This is a genomic window from Cupriavidus consociatus (assembly GCF_017814975.1).
GTDB lineage: Bacteria > Pseudomonadota > Gammaproteobacteria > Burkholderiales > Burkholderiaceae > Cupriavidus > Cupriavidus consociatus.
This window is the reverse complement of sequence record NZ_JAGIQA010000004.1, coordinates 1-16,644: the sequence shown is the minus strand read 5'-3', so window position 1 is coordinate 16,644 and position 16,644 is coordinate 1. Positions and strand designations below refer to the sequence as shown.

The 16,644-nt window shown below is 67.7% G+C and carries 16 protein-coding genes and 1 pseudogene; 5 read left to right on the top strand and 12 right to left on the bottom strand.

Annotation, left to right across the window (positions count from 1 at the left end; translation table 11 throughout):
- Positions 1-91: 91 nt before the first annotated feature.
- The 12 genes from J8I82_RS06800 to J8I82_RS06750 form a co-directional block, all read right to left on the bottom strand.
- Entirely contained in the window at positions 92-1,264 is a 1,173-nt protein-coding gene (locus J8I82_RS06800) for an ABC transporter substrate-binding protein (RefSeq protein ID WP_209755644.1), read from the bottom strand.
- 219 nt (positions 1,265-1,483) lie between these two features.
- On the bottom strand, positions 1,484-2,191 hold the full coding sequence (locus J8I82_RS06795; protein ID WP_209755642.1) for an ABC transporter ATP-binding protein: 708 nt from the start codon (positions 2,189-2,191) through the stop codon (positions 1,484-1,486).
- On the bottom strand, positions 2,178-2,942 hold the full coding sequence (locus tag J8I82_RS06790; protein ID WP_012356559.1) for an ABC transporter ATP-binding protein: 765 nt from the start codon (positions 2,940-2,942) through the stop codon (positions 2,178-2,180). The genes J8I82_RS06795 and J8I82_RS06790 overlap by 14 nt, the downstream gene beginning before the upstream one ends.
- Positions 2,935-3,969 carry a branched-chain amino acid ABC transporter permease gene (locus J8I82_RS06785; RefSeq protein WP_209755640.1) on the bottom strand — a complete coding sequence of 345 codons (1,035 nt, stop codon included), beginning with the start codon at positions 3,967-3,969 and terminating at the stop codon, positions 2,935-2,937. Before J8I82_RS06785 ends, J8I82_RS06790 begins: the two co-directional genes overlap by 8 nt.
- Positions 3,970-3,979: 10 nt before the next feature.
- Positions 3,980-4,843 carry a branched-chain amino acid ABC transporter permease gene (locus tag J8I82_RS06780; RefSeq protein WP_209755638.1) on the bottom strand — a complete coding sequence of 288 codons (864 nt, stop codon included), beginning with the start codon at positions 4,841-4,843 and terminating at the stop codon, positions 3,980-3,982.
- A gap of 117 nt (positions 4,844-4,960) precedes the next feature.
- Positions 4,961-5,089: a hypothetical protein gene (locus J8I82_RS39045; protein WP_280906133.1), complete on the bottom strand. Its 129-nt coding sequence runs from the start codon at positions 5,087-5,089 to the stop codon at positions 4,961-4,963.
- A 437-nt stretch (positions 5,090-5,526) separates the two neighbouring features.
- On the bottom strand, positions 5,527-6,519 hold the full coding sequence (locus tag J8I82_RS06775; protein WP_209756174.1) for a tripartite tricarboxylate transporter substrate binding protein: 993 nt from the start codon (positions 6,517-6,519) through the stop codon (positions 5,527-5,529).
- A gap of 101 nt (positions 6,520-6,620) precedes the next feature.
- Positions 6,621-10,217 (bottom strand): indolepyruvate ferredoxin oxidoreductase family protein, encoded by a 3,597-nt coding sequence (locus J8I82_RS06770; RefSeq protein WP_209755636.1) that lies wholly within the window; start codon positions 10,215-10,217, stop codon positions 6,621-6,623.
- Positions 10,218-10,307: 90 nt separating this feature from the next.
- Entirely contained in the window at positions 10,308-11,351 is a 1,044-nt protein-coding gene (locus J8I82_RS06765; RefSeq protein WP_209755633.1) for an Ldh family oxidoreductase, read from the bottom strand.
- Positions 11,348-12,052 carry a GntR family transcriptional regulator gene (locus J8I82_RS06760; RefSeq protein ID WP_209755631.1) on the bottom strand — a complete coding sequence of 235 codons (705 nt, stop codon included), beginning with the start codon at positions 12,050-12,052 and terminating at the stop codon, positions 11,348-11,350. Before J8I82_RS06760 ends, J8I82_RS06765 begins: the two co-directional genes overlap by 4 nt.
- Positions 12,053-12,058: 6 nt before the next feature.
- Positions 12,059-13,213: a UxaA family hydrolase gene (locus J8I82_RS06755; protein ID WP_209755628.1), complete on the bottom strand. Its 1,155-nt coding sequence runs from the start codon at positions 13,211-13,213 to the stop codon at positions 12,059-12,061.
- A gap of 5 nt (positions 13,214-13,218) precedes the next feature.
- Positions 13,219-13,509, bottom strand: a complete 291-nt coding sequence (locus J8I82_RS06750; protein WP_209755625.1) for a UxaA family hydrolase — start codon at positions 13,507-13,509, stop codon at positions 13,219-13,221.
- A 218-nt stretch (positions 13,510-13,727) separates the two neighbouring features.
- Between J8I82_RS06750 and J8I82_RS06745 the strand changes: the two genes are divergently transcribed.
- The 5 genes and pseudogenes from J8I82_RS06745 to J8I82_RS06725 form a co-directional block, all read left to right on the top strand.
- Positions 13,728-14,189 (top strand): hypothetical protein, encoded by a 462-nt coding sequence (locus tag J8I82_RS06745; protein WP_209755623.1) that lies wholly within the window; start codon positions 13,728-13,730, stop codon positions 14,187-14,189.
- A complete protein-coding gene (locus J8I82_RS06740) occupies positions 14,179-14,544 on the top strand; it encodes a hypothetical protein (RefSeq protein ID WP_209755621.1) in 366 nt (121 codons plus the stop codon). The genes J8I82_RS06745 and J8I82_RS06740 overlap by 11 nt, the downstream gene beginning before the upstream one ends.
- A 55-nt stretch (positions 14,545-14,599) precedes the next feature.
- Positions 14,600-15,571 (top strand): zinc-binding dehydrogenase, encoded by a 972-nt coding sequence (locus tag J8I82_RS06735; RefSeq protein ID WP_209755617.1) that lies wholly within the window; start codon positions 14,600-14,602, stop codon positions 15,569-15,571.
- A 26-nt stretch (positions 15,572-15,597) separates the two neighbouring features.
- A complete protein-coding gene (locus tag J8I82_RS06730) occupies positions 15,598-16,392 on the top strand; it encodes a TauD/TfdA dioxygenase family protein (RefSeq protein ID WP_209756172.1) in 795 nt (264 codons plus the stop codon).
- Between the two features lie 91 nt (positions 16,393-16,483).
- Positions 16,484-16,644, top strand: a pseudogene (locus J8I82_RS06725) (NAD(P)(+) transhydrogenase (Re/Si-specific) subunit alpha); the annotation flags it as partial.

Below are 16,644 nucleotides of genomic sequence, written 5' to 3'. Positions count from 1 at the left end.
TCGGTTGCCCGCCAAAAGAAAAAGCCCGGCAAGGCCGCGTGGCCCGCCGGGCTTTTCAGGCCAGCTTCTTTGGCCAGCCTGTCTGGATACCTTACTTGGCCAGCTCGGACAGGCGCACCTGCGAGATCTTGCCGTTCTGCACCCAGCCCACCACGGTATCGGCCATCGAGCCGCCCTTGGCGTCGATGCCGTCGACTTCGTTGGGATTGACTTCCCTGGCCAGCCCCTTCACCGCGTCGGGCATCTTGGCGCGGATCGCCGCGGCATCGCCGGTGGTGCCCGCCAGCTTCATGGCGCCGGCCAGCGCGTAGACCATGGTGTAGTTCAGCGACATCTCGGTGGTCGCATCGCGACCGTCATGCAGCTTTTTGTACTTGGCATTGAACGCCTGCGCCGCCGGGCGGTTGTCGTTGACCAGCGGCAGCACGCCGATCGAGCCCTCCAGCATCGACAGCCCGTTGGTGACCTTGGCCATCTCGTCCATCTTGGCCTGGTCCATCACGATAAAGCCGCCCTTGAAGCCCAGTTCGCGCGCCTGCTTGACCACCAGCGCGGTCGGCTCGGACGGGCCGCCGACGAACATCACGTCCGGCTTCTCGCTGATGGCGCGCGACACGCCGCTGTAGAAGTCGGTGGCCTTGGTGTACGACATCGGGTTGTTGGCCACCACCTTGCCGCCGGCCGATTCCCAGGCCGGCACGAAGGCCTGCACCCAGGCCTTGGCATAGTCGTGGTCGGCCGGCGTCAGCGCCACGTTCTTGCCATAGCGCTTCATCTGCGCCTTGATGAACGGCTCGATATAGCCGGTATAGGCCGGCGGGATGCGGATAGTCAGCTTGTTGCCGGCATCGGTGATGCGCGGCACGCTGGAATAGGCCATCACCAGGAATTTCTCCTGCTCGTTGAAGGCCTGCAGCGCGAAGATGCCGCCCGAATGCGGCACGAAGATCGCCGCAGTCTTGTGCTGCTGCACCAGCCGGCGGCCGTTGATGGCGGCTTCGGCGGGCGAGTACTTGTCGTCCAGCGCGACCACTTCCAGCTTGACCTTCTTGCCCTTGACTTCCAGCCCGGCGGCGTTGATTTCATCCACCGCCATCTGCACGCCCGACAGCACGTTCTTGCCATACAGCGCGGCGCCGCCGGACAGCGGGCCGGTATAGCCGATCTTGACGACTTCCTGCGCCAGCGCGGCGCCCGAAGCCAGCATCGCCGCCACGGCGGTGGCGGCCAGCGGGAAGATACGGCGCATGATGTTGCTTTGCATTGCTATGTCTCCTGGATGTACTGCGCTTGTCTGGTCTGCGGCCGGTGATTGACCGCTTGTTTTCTCCCCTCTCCCGCTTGCGGGAGAGGGGCAGGGGGTGAGGGCAGGACGTTGCTATGCCAACGCGTCAACTTCGTTGCCACGGCAGCCTTCACCCCAACCCTCTCCCGCAAGCGGGAGAGGGAGCACACAGTCGGACTTGGCGGAGGCTTGCGAGCCTTAACCGCCGATATACGCCCTCCGAATCCCCTCATCCCTCAGCAACGTATCCCTGTCCCCCTCCATCACGATCTTTCCGCTCTCGATCACATACGCGCGATGGGCGATTCCCAGCGCCGCGTAGGCGTTCTGCTCGGCCAGCAACACCGTGGTCCCCGCGCGGTTGATGCGCTGGATGATCTCGAACATCTGCTTGACCACCAGCGGCGCCAGCCCCAGCGACGGCTCGTCCAGCAGCAGCGCGCGCGGCCGGCTCATCAGTGCGCGCCCCAGCGCCACCATCTGCTGCTGCCCGCCGGATAGCGAGCCTGCGGGGTCGTCCTTTTTCTGCCGCAGGATCGGGAAGAGTTCGTAGACCTCCTCCAGCGTCTTGCGAATGCCCGCCCCGTCGCGCCGATGCACATACGCGCCCAGCACCAGGTTCTTTTCCACGCTCATCGCCGGAAAGAGCTTGCGGCCTTCCGGGCAATGCACCAGCCCGGCTTGCACGATCTGCGACGGTTTCATGCCAGACAGCTCGCGCCCGTCGAAGCGCATGCTGCCGCCGCTGATGCGGTGGATCGCGCTCATCGCCAGGAAGATCGAACTCTTGCCGGCACCGTTGGCGCCCAGCAGCACCACCAGCTCGCCGGCGCCGGCGTGCAGCGTGATGTTGTCGAGGGCACGGAAGCTGCCGTACGACAGCGAGACGCGTTCAAGCTGCAACATGGTCGGCTCCCAGGTAGGCCTCGATGACATGCGGATCCTGCTGGATCTGCGCGGGCGTGCCTTCGGCGATCTTTTCGCCGTAGTTCAGCACCATGATCTTGTCGGCCAGCCGCATGATCATGTCCATCTTGTGTTCGATCAGGCAGACGGTCTTGCCATGGCGCACCATCTTGCGGATCAGCTCGGCCAGGCCGACGGTTTCTTCCGGATTCACGCCGCCCGCCGGCTCGTCCAGCAGCAGCAGTTCCGGATCCGTCGCCAGCGCCAGCGCGAAGGCCACGCGCTTGCGCGCTTCCTGCGTGATATCGGCGGCGACTTCATGCGCCAGGTGCGACAGGCCGACGAAGTCGAGCGCGGCTTCGGCCTTGTCGCGGCACAAACGCTCTTCCTCGCGCAGCCGGCGCGTGTTGAACAGTACGTCGCCCAGCCCGGAGCGCGTGCGCAGCCGGTGGCCCACGATCAGGTTGTCCAGCACCGTGGCGCGGTCGAACAGTGCGGTCGCCTGGAAGGTGCGCGCCACGCCGAGGCGCGCGATCTGGTCGGCGCGCAGGCCGGCCACGTCCTGGCCCTTGAACAGGATCTGCCCGGAAGAGGGCGCGTGCGTGCCCGCGACCAGGTTGAAGAAGGTGGTCTTGCCGGCGCCGTTGGGACCGATGATGGCGTTGATGTGGCCCTGCTCGAAGGTCACCGACACATCGTGCACCGCGGTCAGGCCGCCGAATTTCTTGGTCAGGTTGCGGATCTCAAGCATGGTCGGCTCCGGCGCGGGTGGTCGGGACAGCGTTATTGCCGGCAGCGGGTTGCACAGGGCGAGCGGGTACAGGGCGGCGCGCGGCGGCGGCCTTGCGCGCCTGCTTCTTCAGCCAGGAACCCACGATGCCGTCCGGCACGAAGATGATCAGCAGGATCAGCACCGGGCCGAACACCAGCATGCGGTAGTCCTGCATGAACTGCAGCGATTGCGTGATCCACGGCACCAGCACCGCGCCGAGCAGCGGCCCGAAGATGGTGCCGATGCCGCCTACCAGCATCGACATCACCATGTCGAAGGTCAGGTCGGTGCGGGCGATGTCCGGTCCCAGGAAGCGCACCTGGCCGGCGTACAGCGCGCCGGCAAAGCCGGCGTAACCCACCGACAGCACGAACGACAGCACCTTGGTGCGCATCAGGTTGATGCCCAGCGCTTCCGCCAGCGCATCGCTGTTGCGCACGGCCATGAAGCTGCGGCCCAGCAGCGAGGTGACGATGCGGTGCATCAGGAACGTACCCACAGCCAGGAAAAACAGCACCAGGTAGTACTGCGCCTGCACGCTGTCGAACGCGAGGGGTCCGATCGCCGCCGGCACCGGGATGCCGATCAGCCCCACGGTGCCGTGCGTCAGGCTTTCCCACTTCTCGATCACCAGGTAGATGATGTAGCCGATGCACATGGTGAAGATCGAGAAGTAATGTCCCTTCAGCCGCAGCGACACCACGCCGACCACGTAGCCCAGCACCATGCAGACCACGCCGGCCAGCACGAAGGCGAGCCAGAATGGCACCTGGTGGTCCACGGTCAGGATGCCCAGCGTGTAGGCGCCGATGGCCATGAAGCCGCCGTGCGCGAGGTTGAGCTGGCCGGTGTAGCCGGTGATCAGGTTGAGTCCGAGCGTGGCGATGGCGTAGATGAAGGCCAGCGTCATCACGGTCAGGTAGTAGCTGTTGGGCGTGACCAGCGGGAACCCGATGGCCAGGGCCAGCAGCAGCATCCAGCCGGTTTTTCCTTGCAGTGCTTTCATGTCGTACTCCTCAGGCTGCCTTGCCGGCAAACAGGCCCTGCGGCCGGATCGAGAGGATCACCACCAGCAGCACGAAGGCGATGATGTCCTTGTAGTCGGTGGAAACGTAGAAGCCGCCGAAGCTCTCGGCCATGCCGATGATCAGCCCGCCGACGATGGCGCCGGGGATGCTGCCCATGCCGCCCAGGATGATGATGACGAAGGCCTTGGTGATCACCAGGTTGCCCATGCTCGGGTAGACCAGGTTGATCGGCGCGTACAGCGTGGCGGCGATCGCGGCCAGTGCGCCCGAGATGGCAAAGACCAGCAGCGTGACGCGCGTCGCATCGATGCCGACCAGCGCGGCGCCGTCGCGGTTCTGCGCCATCGCCATGATGGTGGCGCCGGTCATGGTGCGCGTGAGGAACAGGTGCAGCAGCACCATCAGCGCAAACGCGGCGCCGATGATCAGCAGGCGCTGCAGCGGCGCGGTCAGGCCGAAGACGTCGACGATCTGCCCGTACGGCGTCGGCATGCGGTGGAAGTCAGCGCCCCACAGCGCCTGCGCGCCGGCCTCCAGGAACAGCAGGATGCCGATGGCCGCGATCATGTCGTGCAGCTCGGGCGAGTTGCGCAGCGGATGGAACACCAGCCGGTCGGCCAGCATCGACAGCACTGCCACCACCAGCGCGGCGCCGACCATTGCCAGCCAGTAGTTCACGCCCAGCGCCGTCATCAGGTAGTACGACACATAGGCACCGGCCATGTAGAACGCGCCGTGCGCGAAATTGGGCACGTGCAGGATGCCGTAGACGAGGGTCAGGCCAAGCGCCACCAGGCTGTAGACGCCGCCAAGCGTCAGGCCGTTGAGTATCTGTTGCAGGAACAATGCCACGGGGTTACCTCATGCGGTTCGCGATTCGGAAATCCAGGCACGCGCTGGCAAGACGCCGCGCGTGATCCCTCGCGGCAGCGCCGGGCGCTGCCACGCAAGAATTCGGGGCGTGTGGGATCAGGTGCGCGGCGTGCGCGCGGGATCGCGGGCACCGGCGCCTGGCTGGCGCGGGCCTGTCAGCGTGGCCGGGGTCGCGCCGTGGCGGTCACGGGGCGGATGGGCGGACGCGGGGTGCGGATACTGCATGGGCTGTCTCCTGTGCGATGCGGCAACGTGGCCGCCCGGCTTGCCGGGCCGCTGTGCCATCGGCAGCAGCGCAAGCCCGGGGACGAGGTGTCGGGAGTATTCCCGCACGGTCGTTCGTTTTCACCGACTTTTGCATAGGCTTCGCGGCATCGTCAAGGAAACCGGCTGACAATTCCGCACAGCGAAATAGCGACAGGGAAACCTTCGGGAAAGCCCCAATCGGTACGGCGCCGGACGCGTAGCACCGATTGCGGAGGCAGGCATGATGGGGGAATGCGAGGGGTGCGGCTCGCGGCGTGTCGCGGTCGTGGCGACTCGGCGCAGCCGTGGATGTCCTTGCCGGACGATGGCGGGGCAGCGCCGACGCGGCAACCGGCCTGACCCCGCCCAGTCCGGTCGCCGCTGCCTTGCTGCAACGTGAGATCGACGGTGGCCGCTTACTCCAGGCGGAACCCGGTCTGCTTGATCGCCAGCGCCCACTTCCTCTGCTCTGCGGCCATGAAGGACGCGAACTGATCCGGCGAGCCCGGCGCGGCCGGGTCATAGCCCTTGCTGGCCAGCTGCTGGCGCACGCCGGGAGCGTTCAGCGCCTTGTCGATTTCCTTGCCGAGCAGCGCAATGATGTCCTTGGGCGTGCCGGCAGGCGCCACCAGGCCATACCATTCGCTGGCCTCGATGCCGGGAAAGCCGGCCTCCGCCATGGTCGGCACGTCGGGGAACAGCGGCAGGCGCTGCTTGCTCGCCACGGCAATGGCCTTGAGCTGGCCGCCCTTGACGAATGGCATCACTGCCGGCACGCCGTGGAACATCATGTGGATATGCCCGCCTACCATGTCGGTCAGCGCCTGCGGGCCACCCTTGTAGGGGGCGTGCACGACGTTGACCTGGGCGGTTTCCTTGAACACCTCGCTGACCACGTTCTGCTGCGTGCCCGGTCCGACCGAGGCATAGCTGAGCTTGCCGGGCTCCGCCCTGGCGCGCGCCACCAGTTCCTTGACGGAGCCGGCCACCGACGGGTTGACCACCAGCATGTAGGGTGAGCTCGCCATCAGTCCCAGCGGCGCGAAGTCCTTGTCCAGGTCGAACGGCAGGTTCTTGTGCAGGCTGGCATTGATTGCCATCGGCGCGCTGGCGACCAGCAGCGTGTAGCCGTCGGGTGCCGCCTTCGCGCCCATGCCGGCGCCGATATTGCCGGTGGCGCCGGGGCGGTTGTCGACGATCACCTGCTGGCCCAGGCTGGCGCTCATCTTCTCGGCCACCGTGCGCGTGACGGCGTCGACACCGCCGCCCGCGGGCCAGGGCACGATGATGCGGATCGGGCGGTTGGGATATCCGCCCTGTGCCAGCGCACCGGTGGCGCAGGCGGCGAATGAGGTAGCAAGCGCGATCGCACCCAGGGCACGGCCAAAGCGGTTCAGTACGGTCTTCATCATCGTTGTCTCCTCGCTGTCTCTGTGGCGGATCCACGGCCGCAGCGGCCGGGACCCGTTCGCTGTCTTCAGTCTGTGGTCGATGCCGTGTGTGAGCTTGCCTATGCCGCCGCGCTGGTCCTGGCCGGAGCCTGCGCGTCGCCCGCGTGCCACTGCGCCATCAACCGCTCCCAGCGGGTGCGGGTGGCGGCCAGGTTGCGCGCCTTGACGTGGCCGTAGCCGCGGATCTCCTGCGGCAGCCGCGCGATTTCCAGTGCCAGTTCGAGGTTGTGCGCGGAAAGTGCCGGCAGCAAGGCTTCGATGCTGCGGCGGTACTCGCCGATCAGCGCGCGTTCCTGCTTGCGTTCCTGCGTGTAGCCGAAGGGATCGAGCGGCGTGCCGCGCAGGCCCCTGAGGCGGGCCAGCACGCCGAAGGCATGGCGCATCCATGGGCCGTAAGCCCCCTTGACCGGTTCGCCGTCCTTGTTCCTGCGCGCCAGCAGCGGCGGCGCGAGGTGGTGCACCAGGCGTACCTTGCCTTCGAACATCGACGCGATCTGCTCGCGGAAGGCGGCGCCGGTGTGCAGGCGCGCCACCTCATATTCGTCTTTATAGGCCATTAGTTTGAACAGTGAGCGGGCCACGGCTTCGCTGAGGCGGGTGCCGCCGACCAGCGATTCCGCTGCGCGTACGCGGCTGACGAACGACTCGTATTGCGCCGCGTAAGCCCCGTTCTGGTAGCCGGCCAGGAACTCGGCATGCTTGCGCACCAGTTCCTCCAGCGGCACCTTGCGCACGAACTGGATCACCTGCGAGCCGGCCGGCTGCGACGGCAGCTTCGACTGCAGTTGCGACGGCAGTTGCGAAATATCGTGCGCGCACACGCGCCCCCATTCGAACGCCGCCTTGTTGCTGTCCACCTGCACGCCATTGAGCTCGATGGCCCGCATCAGCGCCGCGTGCGACAGCGGCACCTTGCCTTGCTGCCAGGCATGGCCGAGCAGCAGCAAGTTGGCGAAGATCGACTGGCCCAGCAACTGCTTCGCGACCTGCTCGGCGTCAAAGCTCGCCAACTGGCCTGTGCCGACGGCGCGCGCGATGCGCGCCACCGCCTCGCCGGCCTGCGGATCCCAGTCGGGGTTGCGCATGAAGGCCGCGGTCGGGGTGAGATGGCTGTTCAGCACCACATAGGTCCGTGCGGGCGACATCGCTGCCAGCGAAGCCTTGCTGGCAGCGACCACGGTGTCGCAGGCGATCACCAGGTCGGCCATGCCGAGGTCGACGCGGCTGGCGTGCAGCGCGTCAGGGCTGGCGGCGATCTGGATATGGCTCCAGGTGGCGCCACCCATCTGCGCCATGCCGGTCGCATCCTGCGTGATCACGCCCTTGCCCTCCAGGTGGGCGGCCATGCCGAGCACGCCGCCGATGGTGACGATGCCGGTGCCGCCGATGCCCGCCACCACGATGCGCCGCGGCTTGCTGGCATCCGGCAGCGCGGGCATCGGGATCGCCGGCGGCGTGGCCTTGCCGCCGGCCGCGCCAGCAGGCTTTTTCAGCCGGCCGCCTTCGACCGTGACAAAGCTCGGGCAGAAGCCCTTGGTGCAGGAGAAGTCCTTGTTGCAGGTGTCTTGGTTGACCTTGCGCTTGCGCCCGAAATCGGTTTCCACCGGCTGGACCGCCAGGCAATTGCTCTGCACCGAGCAGTCGCCGCAGCCTTCGCAAACCAGCTCGTTGATGACCACGCGCCGCGCCGGGTCGGCCATGGTGCCGCGCTTGCGCTCGCGGCGCTTCTTGGTGGCGCAGGCCTGGTCGTAGATGATCACGGTCACGCCGGCGACCTCGCGCAGTTCGCGCTGCACGGTGTCCAGCTCGTCGCGGTGGCGCACGGTGACGCCGGCGGCGAGGTTGCCGGCACCCTTGTACTTGCCCGGCTCATCCGTCACCACCACGATCTGGCGCGCGCCCTCGGCGGCCAGTTCGCGCGTCATCGCCGGCACGTCGAGCTGGCCGTCGACCGGCTGGCCGCCGGTCATGGCCACCGCGCTGTTGAACAGGATCTTGTAGGTCAGGTTCACGCCGGCGTGGATCGACTGGCGCACCGCCAGCAGGCCGGAGTGGTTGTAGGTGCCGTCGCCCAGGTTGGCGAACATGTGCGCGCGCTTGCTGAAGGGCGCCTGGCCCATCCAGTGCACGCCTTCTCCGCCCATCTGCGACCACGAGGTGGTGGACCGGTCCATCCACACCACCATGCCGTGGCAGCCGATGCCGGCGGTCGCCACCGAGCCCTCCGGCACGAGCGTGCTGGTGTTGTGCGGGCAGCCGGGGCAGAACCAGGGCAGGCGGTCGGTCGCGCGGCTGTCGCCCTGCGCGCTGGCCTGTTCGCCGGCGGCGATCTCCTGCAGGCGCCGGTCCATGCGCGCGGCCACGTCGGCTGGCACGCCAAGTGCCTTCAGCCGCAGCGCGATGGCCTTGGCCACCAGCGCCGGCGACAGGTCGGCCTTGGCGCGCAGCAGCCAGTCTTCGGCGGGCTTGCGGTGGCTCCACTCGCCGCCATTGCCAGCGGTGCCGTCCGCGTGGTGATACTTGCCGAACACGGCGGGGCGCGCCGCAGCCGGGTAGTGATAGAGCTCGTCCTTGAGTTGCTGCTCGATCACGGGCCGCTTTTCCTCGACCACCAGCACCTCGCGCAGGCCGCGCGCGAAATCGCGCACGCTGTCCGGCTCCAGCGGCCACACCACGCTGACCTTGTGCAGGCGGACGCCGAGGGCGCGGCAGGTGGCATCGTCCAGCCCCAGGTCCAGCAGTGCCTGGCGCGTGTCGCTGTAGGCCTTGCCGCTGGCGATGATGCCCAGGCGATCATCGGGACCCTCGATCACATTGCGGTTGAGGCGGTTGGCACGCACATAGGCCAGCGCCGCCGGCCACTTGAACTCCATCATGCGCGCCTCGGCCGCGAGCGGGTCATCGGGCCAGCGGATATGCAGGCCGCCGTGCGGTTGCGTGAAATCCTCCGGCAGCACGATGCGCACGCGGTCGGCGTCGGTGACCACAGAAGCGCCCGATTCCACCACTTCCTGCACCGTCTTCATGCCCGACCACAGCCCGCTGAAGCGGCTCATGGCAAAGGCATGCACCCCCAGGTCGAGGATGTCCTGCACGTTCGCCGGGAAGAACACCGGCAGCCCGCACGCCATGAAGGTGTGGTCGCTCTGGTGCGCCAGCGTGCTGCTCTTGGACACGTGGTCGTCGCCCGCCAGCGCGATCACGCCGCCCAGCGGCGCGGTGCCGGCCAGGTTGGCATGCTTGAGCGCATCGCCGCTGCGGTCCACGCCGGGGCCTTTGCCATACCAGATGCCGAACACGCCATCGAACTTCTTGCTGGCGGCGTCGAACTCCAGCTGCTGCGAGCCCCAGACCGCGGTGACACCGAGTTCTTCATTGACGCCGGGCTTGAACACCACGTCGCTGTCGGCCAGGTGCCGGCGCGCCTGCCACAGCGCCTGGTCATAGCTGCCCAGCGGCGAGCCACGATAGCCGGAGATGAAGCCGGCGGTGCTGTGGCCGGCTGCGGCATCGCGCCGGCGCTGCAGCAGCGGCAGGCGCACCAGGGCCTGTACGCCGCTCATATAGGCACGGCCGGACTCCAGCGCGTATTTGTCATCGATCGACACAGCGGCCAGCGCCTGGCGGGCCGCATCGGGGGACATGGGGGCATTCATATTGGCGGTTTTTCAGGCTAGCAGGGTTGAACGGGGCCAGCCGGTGTGCGCGTGGCACCCGGATCTGTGGCTAAACGGGAAGGAAACCGGCTACCCGGGCAGGGGGATGCCCAGCGCCCGGCCGAGCGTGTCCAGCTCCCGCACGACGGCGTCAGGCAAGGCGATGCCATGCTGGCGCCCTTCGCGCTCGAGCACGTCGCCGCGATAGCCGGGCAGGCGCGCCTCGGCGCCGCCGGCGGCAAGGTAGTTGCCGGTCCATTGCGCCATGTAGTCGGCAAAAAGCTGCTGGCCGGCGAAGGCCTCGGGTTTGACCAGCCAGGCGAAGCCCCCCTGGCGGCCGACTGCGCCGGCACCGGAGACAGTATTGCGGTCCGGCGACAGCGAGTCGGCGGTGGCGGCCATGGCGCCGGCCAGGCACTCCACCATCATGGCGATGCCGATGCCCTTGTGTCCGCCCATGGGCAGCAGCGAGCCCTCCAGCGCGCGCCGGGCATCGGTGGTGGGCTGGCCGTCGGCGTCGAGCGCCCAGCCTGCCGGGATGGCTTTGCCTTCGCGCGCGGCCAGCAGGATATGGCCGCGCGCGGCGACGCTGCAGGCCACGTCGAACACGATCGGCGCCGCGTCCGGCAGCGGGCAGCCGAAAGCGATGGGGTTGTGGCCCAGCGCCGGGCGGGCAAAGCCTTCCATGCCCAGCACCGGCGGGGTGCGCTGCCCGACCATGCAGAAGGCGCCGGCCTCGGCGGCCTGCAGCGCCGGCAGGCCCAGCGCGCCCAGGTGGCCACACGACTGCACCGCGACCAGCACGCTGGCGCTGTGCTCGAGCGCCTGCAGGCCGAGCTGCACCGCGTGCGGTGCAGCCACCTGGCCCATGGCGCCATCGGCATCGAGCACGATCCCGCCGGGGAAGGCGCGGTGCGACATCTGCGGACGCGGGTTGAAGTCGCCCGCGCGCAGGCGGTCGACGTAGGACGGCACCCGCGTCAGGCCATGGGTCCTGTAGCCACGCAGTTCGCTGCGCACCAGCGCGGCGGCTGCCTGGTGGGCATGGCCGGACGCCACGCCGCATGCTTCGAAGATGGCCGCGGTCCAGTGCGTGAGCTGGTCTGCAGTACGTCGGATGGGACGGGTCGTCATGCTGATTTCTCCCTGACAATCATCAGGCGCTCCGAGAACGGGGCGGCATAGATCGACTGGTAGTAGAGCGGCTGGTCGCGCAGCGTGTAGCCGCGCAGTTCCATGATGAAGGCCGGCGCGTCGGCCTCCAGTCCGATCTCTCGCGCCGCCGTGGCGGAAGCCGGCCCGAAGCGGATCCACTGGTCCACGCGCAGCGTCGGCAGCGACAGGCGCTGGCCGATCAGCTCGCGCAGGTTTTTCTCCAGCGCCTCGCGGTCCAGGCCGCCCAGCTGGGCGAAGTCTTCCTCGCGCAGCCAGAACTCGCTGTACAGGTCCAGGCGCCCGCCCACGCTGATGACGCGTTCGATGCGCACATAGCCATCGCCGCCAAGGAATTCCGACCACGGCCCCTGGCGCTTGATGCGCTTGACCGAGCGGGCGTGCACATAGGACGGCAGCTCGTTGCCCTGCTCGTCGCGAAAGCGCAGGTAGCGCACGTCCGCCGGCGCCACCCGGGTGCCCGAGACAAAGGTGCCGCGGCCCTGCTCGCGCGTGATCAGCCCCGAGTGCGTCAGCCGGGCCAGCGCCTTCTGCACCGTGCCCACGCTGACCCCGTGGAAGGTGGCCAGCTCGCCCTCGGAGGGCAGCCGGTCGCCTTCGCGCAGGGCGCCGGACTCGATGGAGCGGATGATGGCGTCGGAGACGCTGCTAAGTTTGGTCATGGTTGTTCACAGGCTCAGGGCGAATCGACTGATCGCGGTCTCCCGGATATCGAGCACCTCGCTGGTCAGCCGCGTGCCGGACGCGACATCGATCGCATAGCCGTACAGCTGCTCGCCGAGGTCTGAGATCTTGTCCCCGTGCTGCAGGACGCCGCTGACGTCGAAGTCAATGTTGTCGGCCATGGTGTGCAGGGTATTGACGTTGCCGCACACCTTGACCGTCGGTGCCACCATGCTGCCGATCGGATTGCCCACCCCCGTGCCGAAGAAGGTCAGCTGGCATCCGCCGGCAGCCAGCGCAGTGAGATTTTCCACTGCCGCGGCCGGTGCGTCCATGAAATGCAGCCCCTTCTTCTGCGGCGCCTCGCCGTAGCGCAGCACGCCTACCAGCGGGCTGGTGCCGGCCTTGGCCATCGCGCCCAGCGCCTTTTCCTCGACCGTGGTCAGGCCGCCGCGCTTGTTGTCGGGCGAGGGCTGGTCCTCGCGCATGTCCACGCCGCGCGAGATCGCCAGGTTTTCCATGTTGCGCACCGCGGTGACGAAGGCCTCGCGCACGCGGCCATCGGCGGCGCGCTCGGCAAACAGGTGCTCGGCGCCGATGAATTCGGAGGTCTCGGAGATGATGACGGTGCCGCCCTCGGCGATGACCATGTCCGCCATGCGGCCGATCACGGGGTTGCAGCTCAGCCCGGAGGTGGTGTCCGAGCCGCCGCACTCCACGCCGAGCACCAGCGACGACACCGGGCACGGCACGCGCCGCGCCCGCGACGCTGCCAGCGACAGCCGCGCGGCCTTGCGCGTGCCGTCGGCAATGCATGCGACCGTGCCATCGGGCTGCAGGTGCACGCGTTCGACCGGCTTGCCGGTGGTGCGGATGCGGCGCGCGACTTCTTCGGTCGACGACTCTTCCAGGCCGACCAGCAGCACCGCCGCGATATTCGGATTGCGGCCCAGCCCGGCGATCGACTCGAAGGCGAAGTCCAGGTCGGCGCCGAACTGCCCGCGCACGAACAGCGTCGTCACGGGGATGCAGCCGCCCACCGTGCGCGCGATGGTCCGGGTCACCGGGTTGCAGTTGTCCATCACGGAAACCACAGCGACCCAGTTGCGCACGCCGACCGCGCCGTTCTCGCGCGGGTATCCGAGGAAGGTTGTTGCCATCTGCTTTACCCCTTGTGCAGGTCGCCGCGGGCACGCGCCGACTCGATGTTGTGGACATGCATGTGTTCGCCGGCGCGCGCCGCGTGGCTGGCGCGGCCGATGACCTGGCCGTACTTCACGATGGTGGCGCCCGCCTCCGTGTCGGCGATGCAGATCTTGTGGCCGAACGGCACGTCCTGCAGCAGCACCAGCCTGCCGGCGCGCTCGCCTTCCAGCAGGCAGGCTTCGCCGGCGTTGCCGGCGTCCAGCAGGGTGGCCACATTGTCGGCCGGGTTCAGTACGATGGCTCGCGGCATTGATCAACTCCTGTATAGGTGTTGAGGCCAACTGTAGGGAACGCTGCGGCGTATGGTCAAGAAGAAGTGCGGGATCTACGAGAAAACCACTACTCCACCCATGTAAGTCCTATATAGAAGTTTGTTGACACCGGCACGGCTGCTGTCTATCGTCATGACAACGGCGGCAATGTCGGCGCCGGCTAATCGGCACAGCGAACCCACGGGAGAGGGCAGGCATGAAGGTTCGGTCACACCAGGAGAAGATCGGGAGGCTGCAGGCACTGCGTGCGCGGCTCGATCCGCAGCAGGATTTCGGCCTCTGGTTCTGGGCCGGCATGACCGCGGGCACCCATGCCGTGAACGCGGCACTGCACCACGCGGGCGTCACGCTGGATGAGGACAGGTTCCCCACGCAGCCGGGCGTCTACCTGGTGCCGCAGCCCGATGGCAGCCTCAGGCCGGCGTTCGGTCCGCTGGGCGACGTACTCCATGTCGGCCGGCCGAAAGTCGAAGCACCGGTGCCGGCCGACATCGCCGCAATGATGGCGGCGATGGAGGAGATCGAGCATTACCGCGATCCCTGCCTGCGTGAAGGGCTTGAACCCACCCCGGCCATCGCCGGAGTCTGCGATGCGGCGCTGCGCCGCTGCCTGGCCCTGCTGGCGGTGCGCCTGGAAGGAGCAAGGGATGGACATTGAACGCCACATGGCGATGGCGCTCGGCATCGAGGCCTCGCTGCAGAAGTGCACCAGCGCTGACTACGAGATGCTGATCGAGGGCGCGATGCTGGCCGGCACGCACTGGCTCAACGCGCTGCTGCACAAGCTCGGGACCACGCCGCCGCAGGCGGACGTGTTTCACAGCTACCTGCTGACCGTCAATGAATTCCGCCGGCTGGCGGTGGCGGCGGAAAGGCCGTTGCATGCGCTGGCCGCGATCGAAGACAGCCGCGTGCCGTTCGTGCGCGGCAACCACCCCGGCGGCGAAGCGGCCGCCGAGCGCGCGCTGGAACTGCTGTCGCTGATCCGCGCGACGGCGCTGGGCAGCACGTAGAGCAGCACAGGATCAATGGCATGCAACACATTGCGAGACGGGAAAGGAGACAACAGTGAAGGCAGTCCGCGTAGTGCCGGGCCCGGAGGGCGGCACGGTCGAAGTGCAGGATATCCCGGTGCCCGTGGCGGGGGCGGGGCAGGTGCTGGTCAGGGTGCGCGCCGCCGGCCTGAACCGGGGCGAGATCAACCAGGCGAAAGAATTGCGCTCGGGAAATACCATCACCGCTGGTGTCGAGTTTGCCGGCGAGGTGGCCGACGTTGGCGCGGGCGTCAGCGGCTGGCGCAAGGGCGACCGGGTGATGGGCCATGGCCGCGGCTGCCAGGCCGAGTTCGTCGTGGCCGACCCGCTGGCGCTGATGCCGGTGCCGCACGGGCTGTCGTGGCTCGATGCCGCGGCGTTTCCCAATGTCTTCATCACCGCGCATGATGCCCTGGTCACCAACGGCCGGCTGGTGGCGGGCGAATCGGTGCTGGTCAACGGCGCCTCGGGCGGCGTGGCGATGGCGGCGATCCAGATCGCCTCGCTGATGGGCGCGCGCCCCGTGATCGCGTCGTCGCGCTCGGCGGCCAAGCTCGACAAGATCAGCCAGTTTGGCGTGGACGTGGGCATCGATGCGTCGCGCGACGACCAGGTCGAGGCGGTCATGGAAGCCACCGCCAACAAGGGCGTCGACATCATCATCGACACGGTCGGCGGCCCGGTGTTCGCAGCCAATATGCAAAGCCTGGCGGTCAAGGGCCGGCTGGTGAACATCGCGCGGCTGGGCTCAGCAACCGCGCAGATCGACCTGACGCAGCTCTGGCTCAAGCGCCTGCAGCTGATCGGCGTGACCTTCCGCACGCGCACCGAACAGGAGCGGCTGGAGTGCATCCAGGCGTGCGCGCGCGACATGCTGCCATTCCTGCGCGCCGGACGCGTGCGCCTGCCGGTCGATCGCACCTTTGCCATGACCGATATCGCCGCCGCGCATGCATACATGAAGCAAGAGCAGCACGTGGGCAAGATCGTGCTGCTTGCAGACTGATTCCACAGAAAAGACGAGGAGACATGATGACCATCCAGATCCAGGCACTGACCGGCTCCGTCGGTGCCGCCGTGACCGGCGTCGACCTGAACCAGCCCCTCGACGACGCCAGCTTCGACGTCCTGCACCGTGCATTCCTGGAATACGGTGTGCTGGTATTCCGCGGCCAGCACCTGCAGCCCTCGGCCCAGGTCGCCTTCGCGCGGCGCTGGGGCAAGCCGGTGCAGGGCAACCCGTTGCTCAAGGGCCTGACCGAATTCCCGGAGCTGGCCCAGGTAACCAAGATTCCCAAGGAGACCGCATCGACCGAAGCCTGGCATTCGGACTCGATCTACACCGAGGTGCCCCCCAAGATCTCGATCCTGTCGGCGGTCACCATCCCGGTGGGCGGCGATACCATGTGGTGCAACCAGTACCTGTCTTACGACCGGCTGTCGCCGGCGATGCAGCGCATGATCGAAGGGCTGCGCTGCCGCTTCTCCGGCGCGCGGCTGGCGAAAATGACCGGTTCCGACAAAATTCCCACCGCCATGCATCCGATCGTGCGCACCCACCCGGAAACCGGCCGCAAGGCGCTGTACGTGGGCCACCCGGACACCGCGCAGTGCATCGAGGGCATGACCGCGGCGGAGAGCCGGCCGCTGCTCGACTTCCTCTACGAGCATTCGGTCTCGCCCGACAACGTCTATCGCCATATGTGGCAGCAGGGCGATGTGGTGATGTGGGACAACCGCTGCACCATGCACTACGCCGTGCACGACTACGGCAATGCCGATCGGGTACTGAACCGCGTGACGCTGGAAGGCGAAGTGCCACGCTGAGCCCTCTCGCCACCGACCGGCGCCGCCATGCGGCGTCCGGCACCAAGGGTTCCCGTCCGGACGCCGGACGGGGCCAATCCGGAGAATGATGATGCTGATAGGGATCCCGACGGAGTCACGGGCGGGGGAGGCGCGTGTTGCCGCGACGCCGGAGACCGTAAAGAAGTACGTGGCGCAGGGCCACAAGGTCATCGTCCAGGCCGGCGCCGGCGTACGCGCCAGCCAGCCCGATGGCGCGTATGAAGCGGTCGG

Bases quoted from the DNA above. Each gene is read 5' to 3' on its own strand.
- J8I82_RS06800 (WP_209755644.1), bottom strand. From the start codon at position 1,264: ATGCAAAGCAACATCATGCGCCGTATCTTCCCGCTGGCCGCCACCGCC.
- J8I82_RS06795 (WP_209755642.1), bottom strand. From the start codon at position 2,191: ATGTTGCAGCTTGAACGCGTCTCGCTGTCGTACGGCAGCTTCCGTGCC.
- J8I82_RS06790 (WP_012356559.1), bottom strand. From the start codon at position 2,942: ATGCTTGAGATCCGCAACCTGACCAAGAAATTCGGCGGCCTGACCGCG.
- J8I82_RS06785 (WP_209755640.1), bottom strand. From the start codon at position 3,969: ATGAAAGCACTGCAAGGAAAAACCGGCTGGATGCTGCTGCTGGCCCTG.
- J8I82_RS39045 (WP_280906133.1), bottom strand. From the start codon at position 5,089: ATGCAGTATCCGCACCCCGCGTCCGCCCATCCGCCCCGTGACCGCCAC.
- J8I82_RS06775 (WP_209756174.1), bottom strand. From the start codon at position 6,519: ATGAAGACCGTACTGAACCGCTTTGGCCGTGCCCTGGGTGCGATCGCG.
- J8I82_RS06770 (WP_209755636.1), bottom strand. From the start codon at position 10,217: ATGAATGCCCCCATGTCCCCCGATGCGGCCCGCCAGGCGCTGGCCGCT.
- J8I82_RS06765 (WP_209755633.1), bottom strand. From the start codon at position 11,351: ATGACGACCCGTCCCATCCGACGTACTGCAGACCAGCTCACGCACTGG.
- J8I82_RS06760 (WP_209755631.1), bottom strand. From the start codon at position 12,052: ATGACCAAACTTAGCAGCGTCTCCGACGCCATCATCCGCTCCATCGAG.
- J8I82_RS06755 (WP_209755628.1), bottom strand. From the start codon at position 13,213: ATGGCAACAACCTTCCTCGGATACCCGCGCGAGAACGGCGCGGTCGGC.
- J8I82_RS06750 (WP_209755625.1), bottom strand. From the start codon at position 13,509: ATGCCGCGAGCCATCGTACTGAACCCGGCCGACAATGTGGCCACCCTG.
- J8I82_RS06745 (WP_209755623.1), top strand. From the start codon at position 13,728: ATGAAGGTTCGGTCACACCAGGAGAAGATCGGGAGGCTGCAGGCACTG.
- J8I82_RS06740 (WP_209755621.1), top strand. From the start codon at position 14,179: ATGGACATTGAACGCCACATGGCGATGGCGCTCGGCATCGAGGCCTCG.
- J8I82_RS06730 (WP_209756172.1), top strand. From the start codon at position 15,598: ATGACCATCCAGATCCAGGCACTGACCGGCTCCGTCGGTGCCGCCGTG.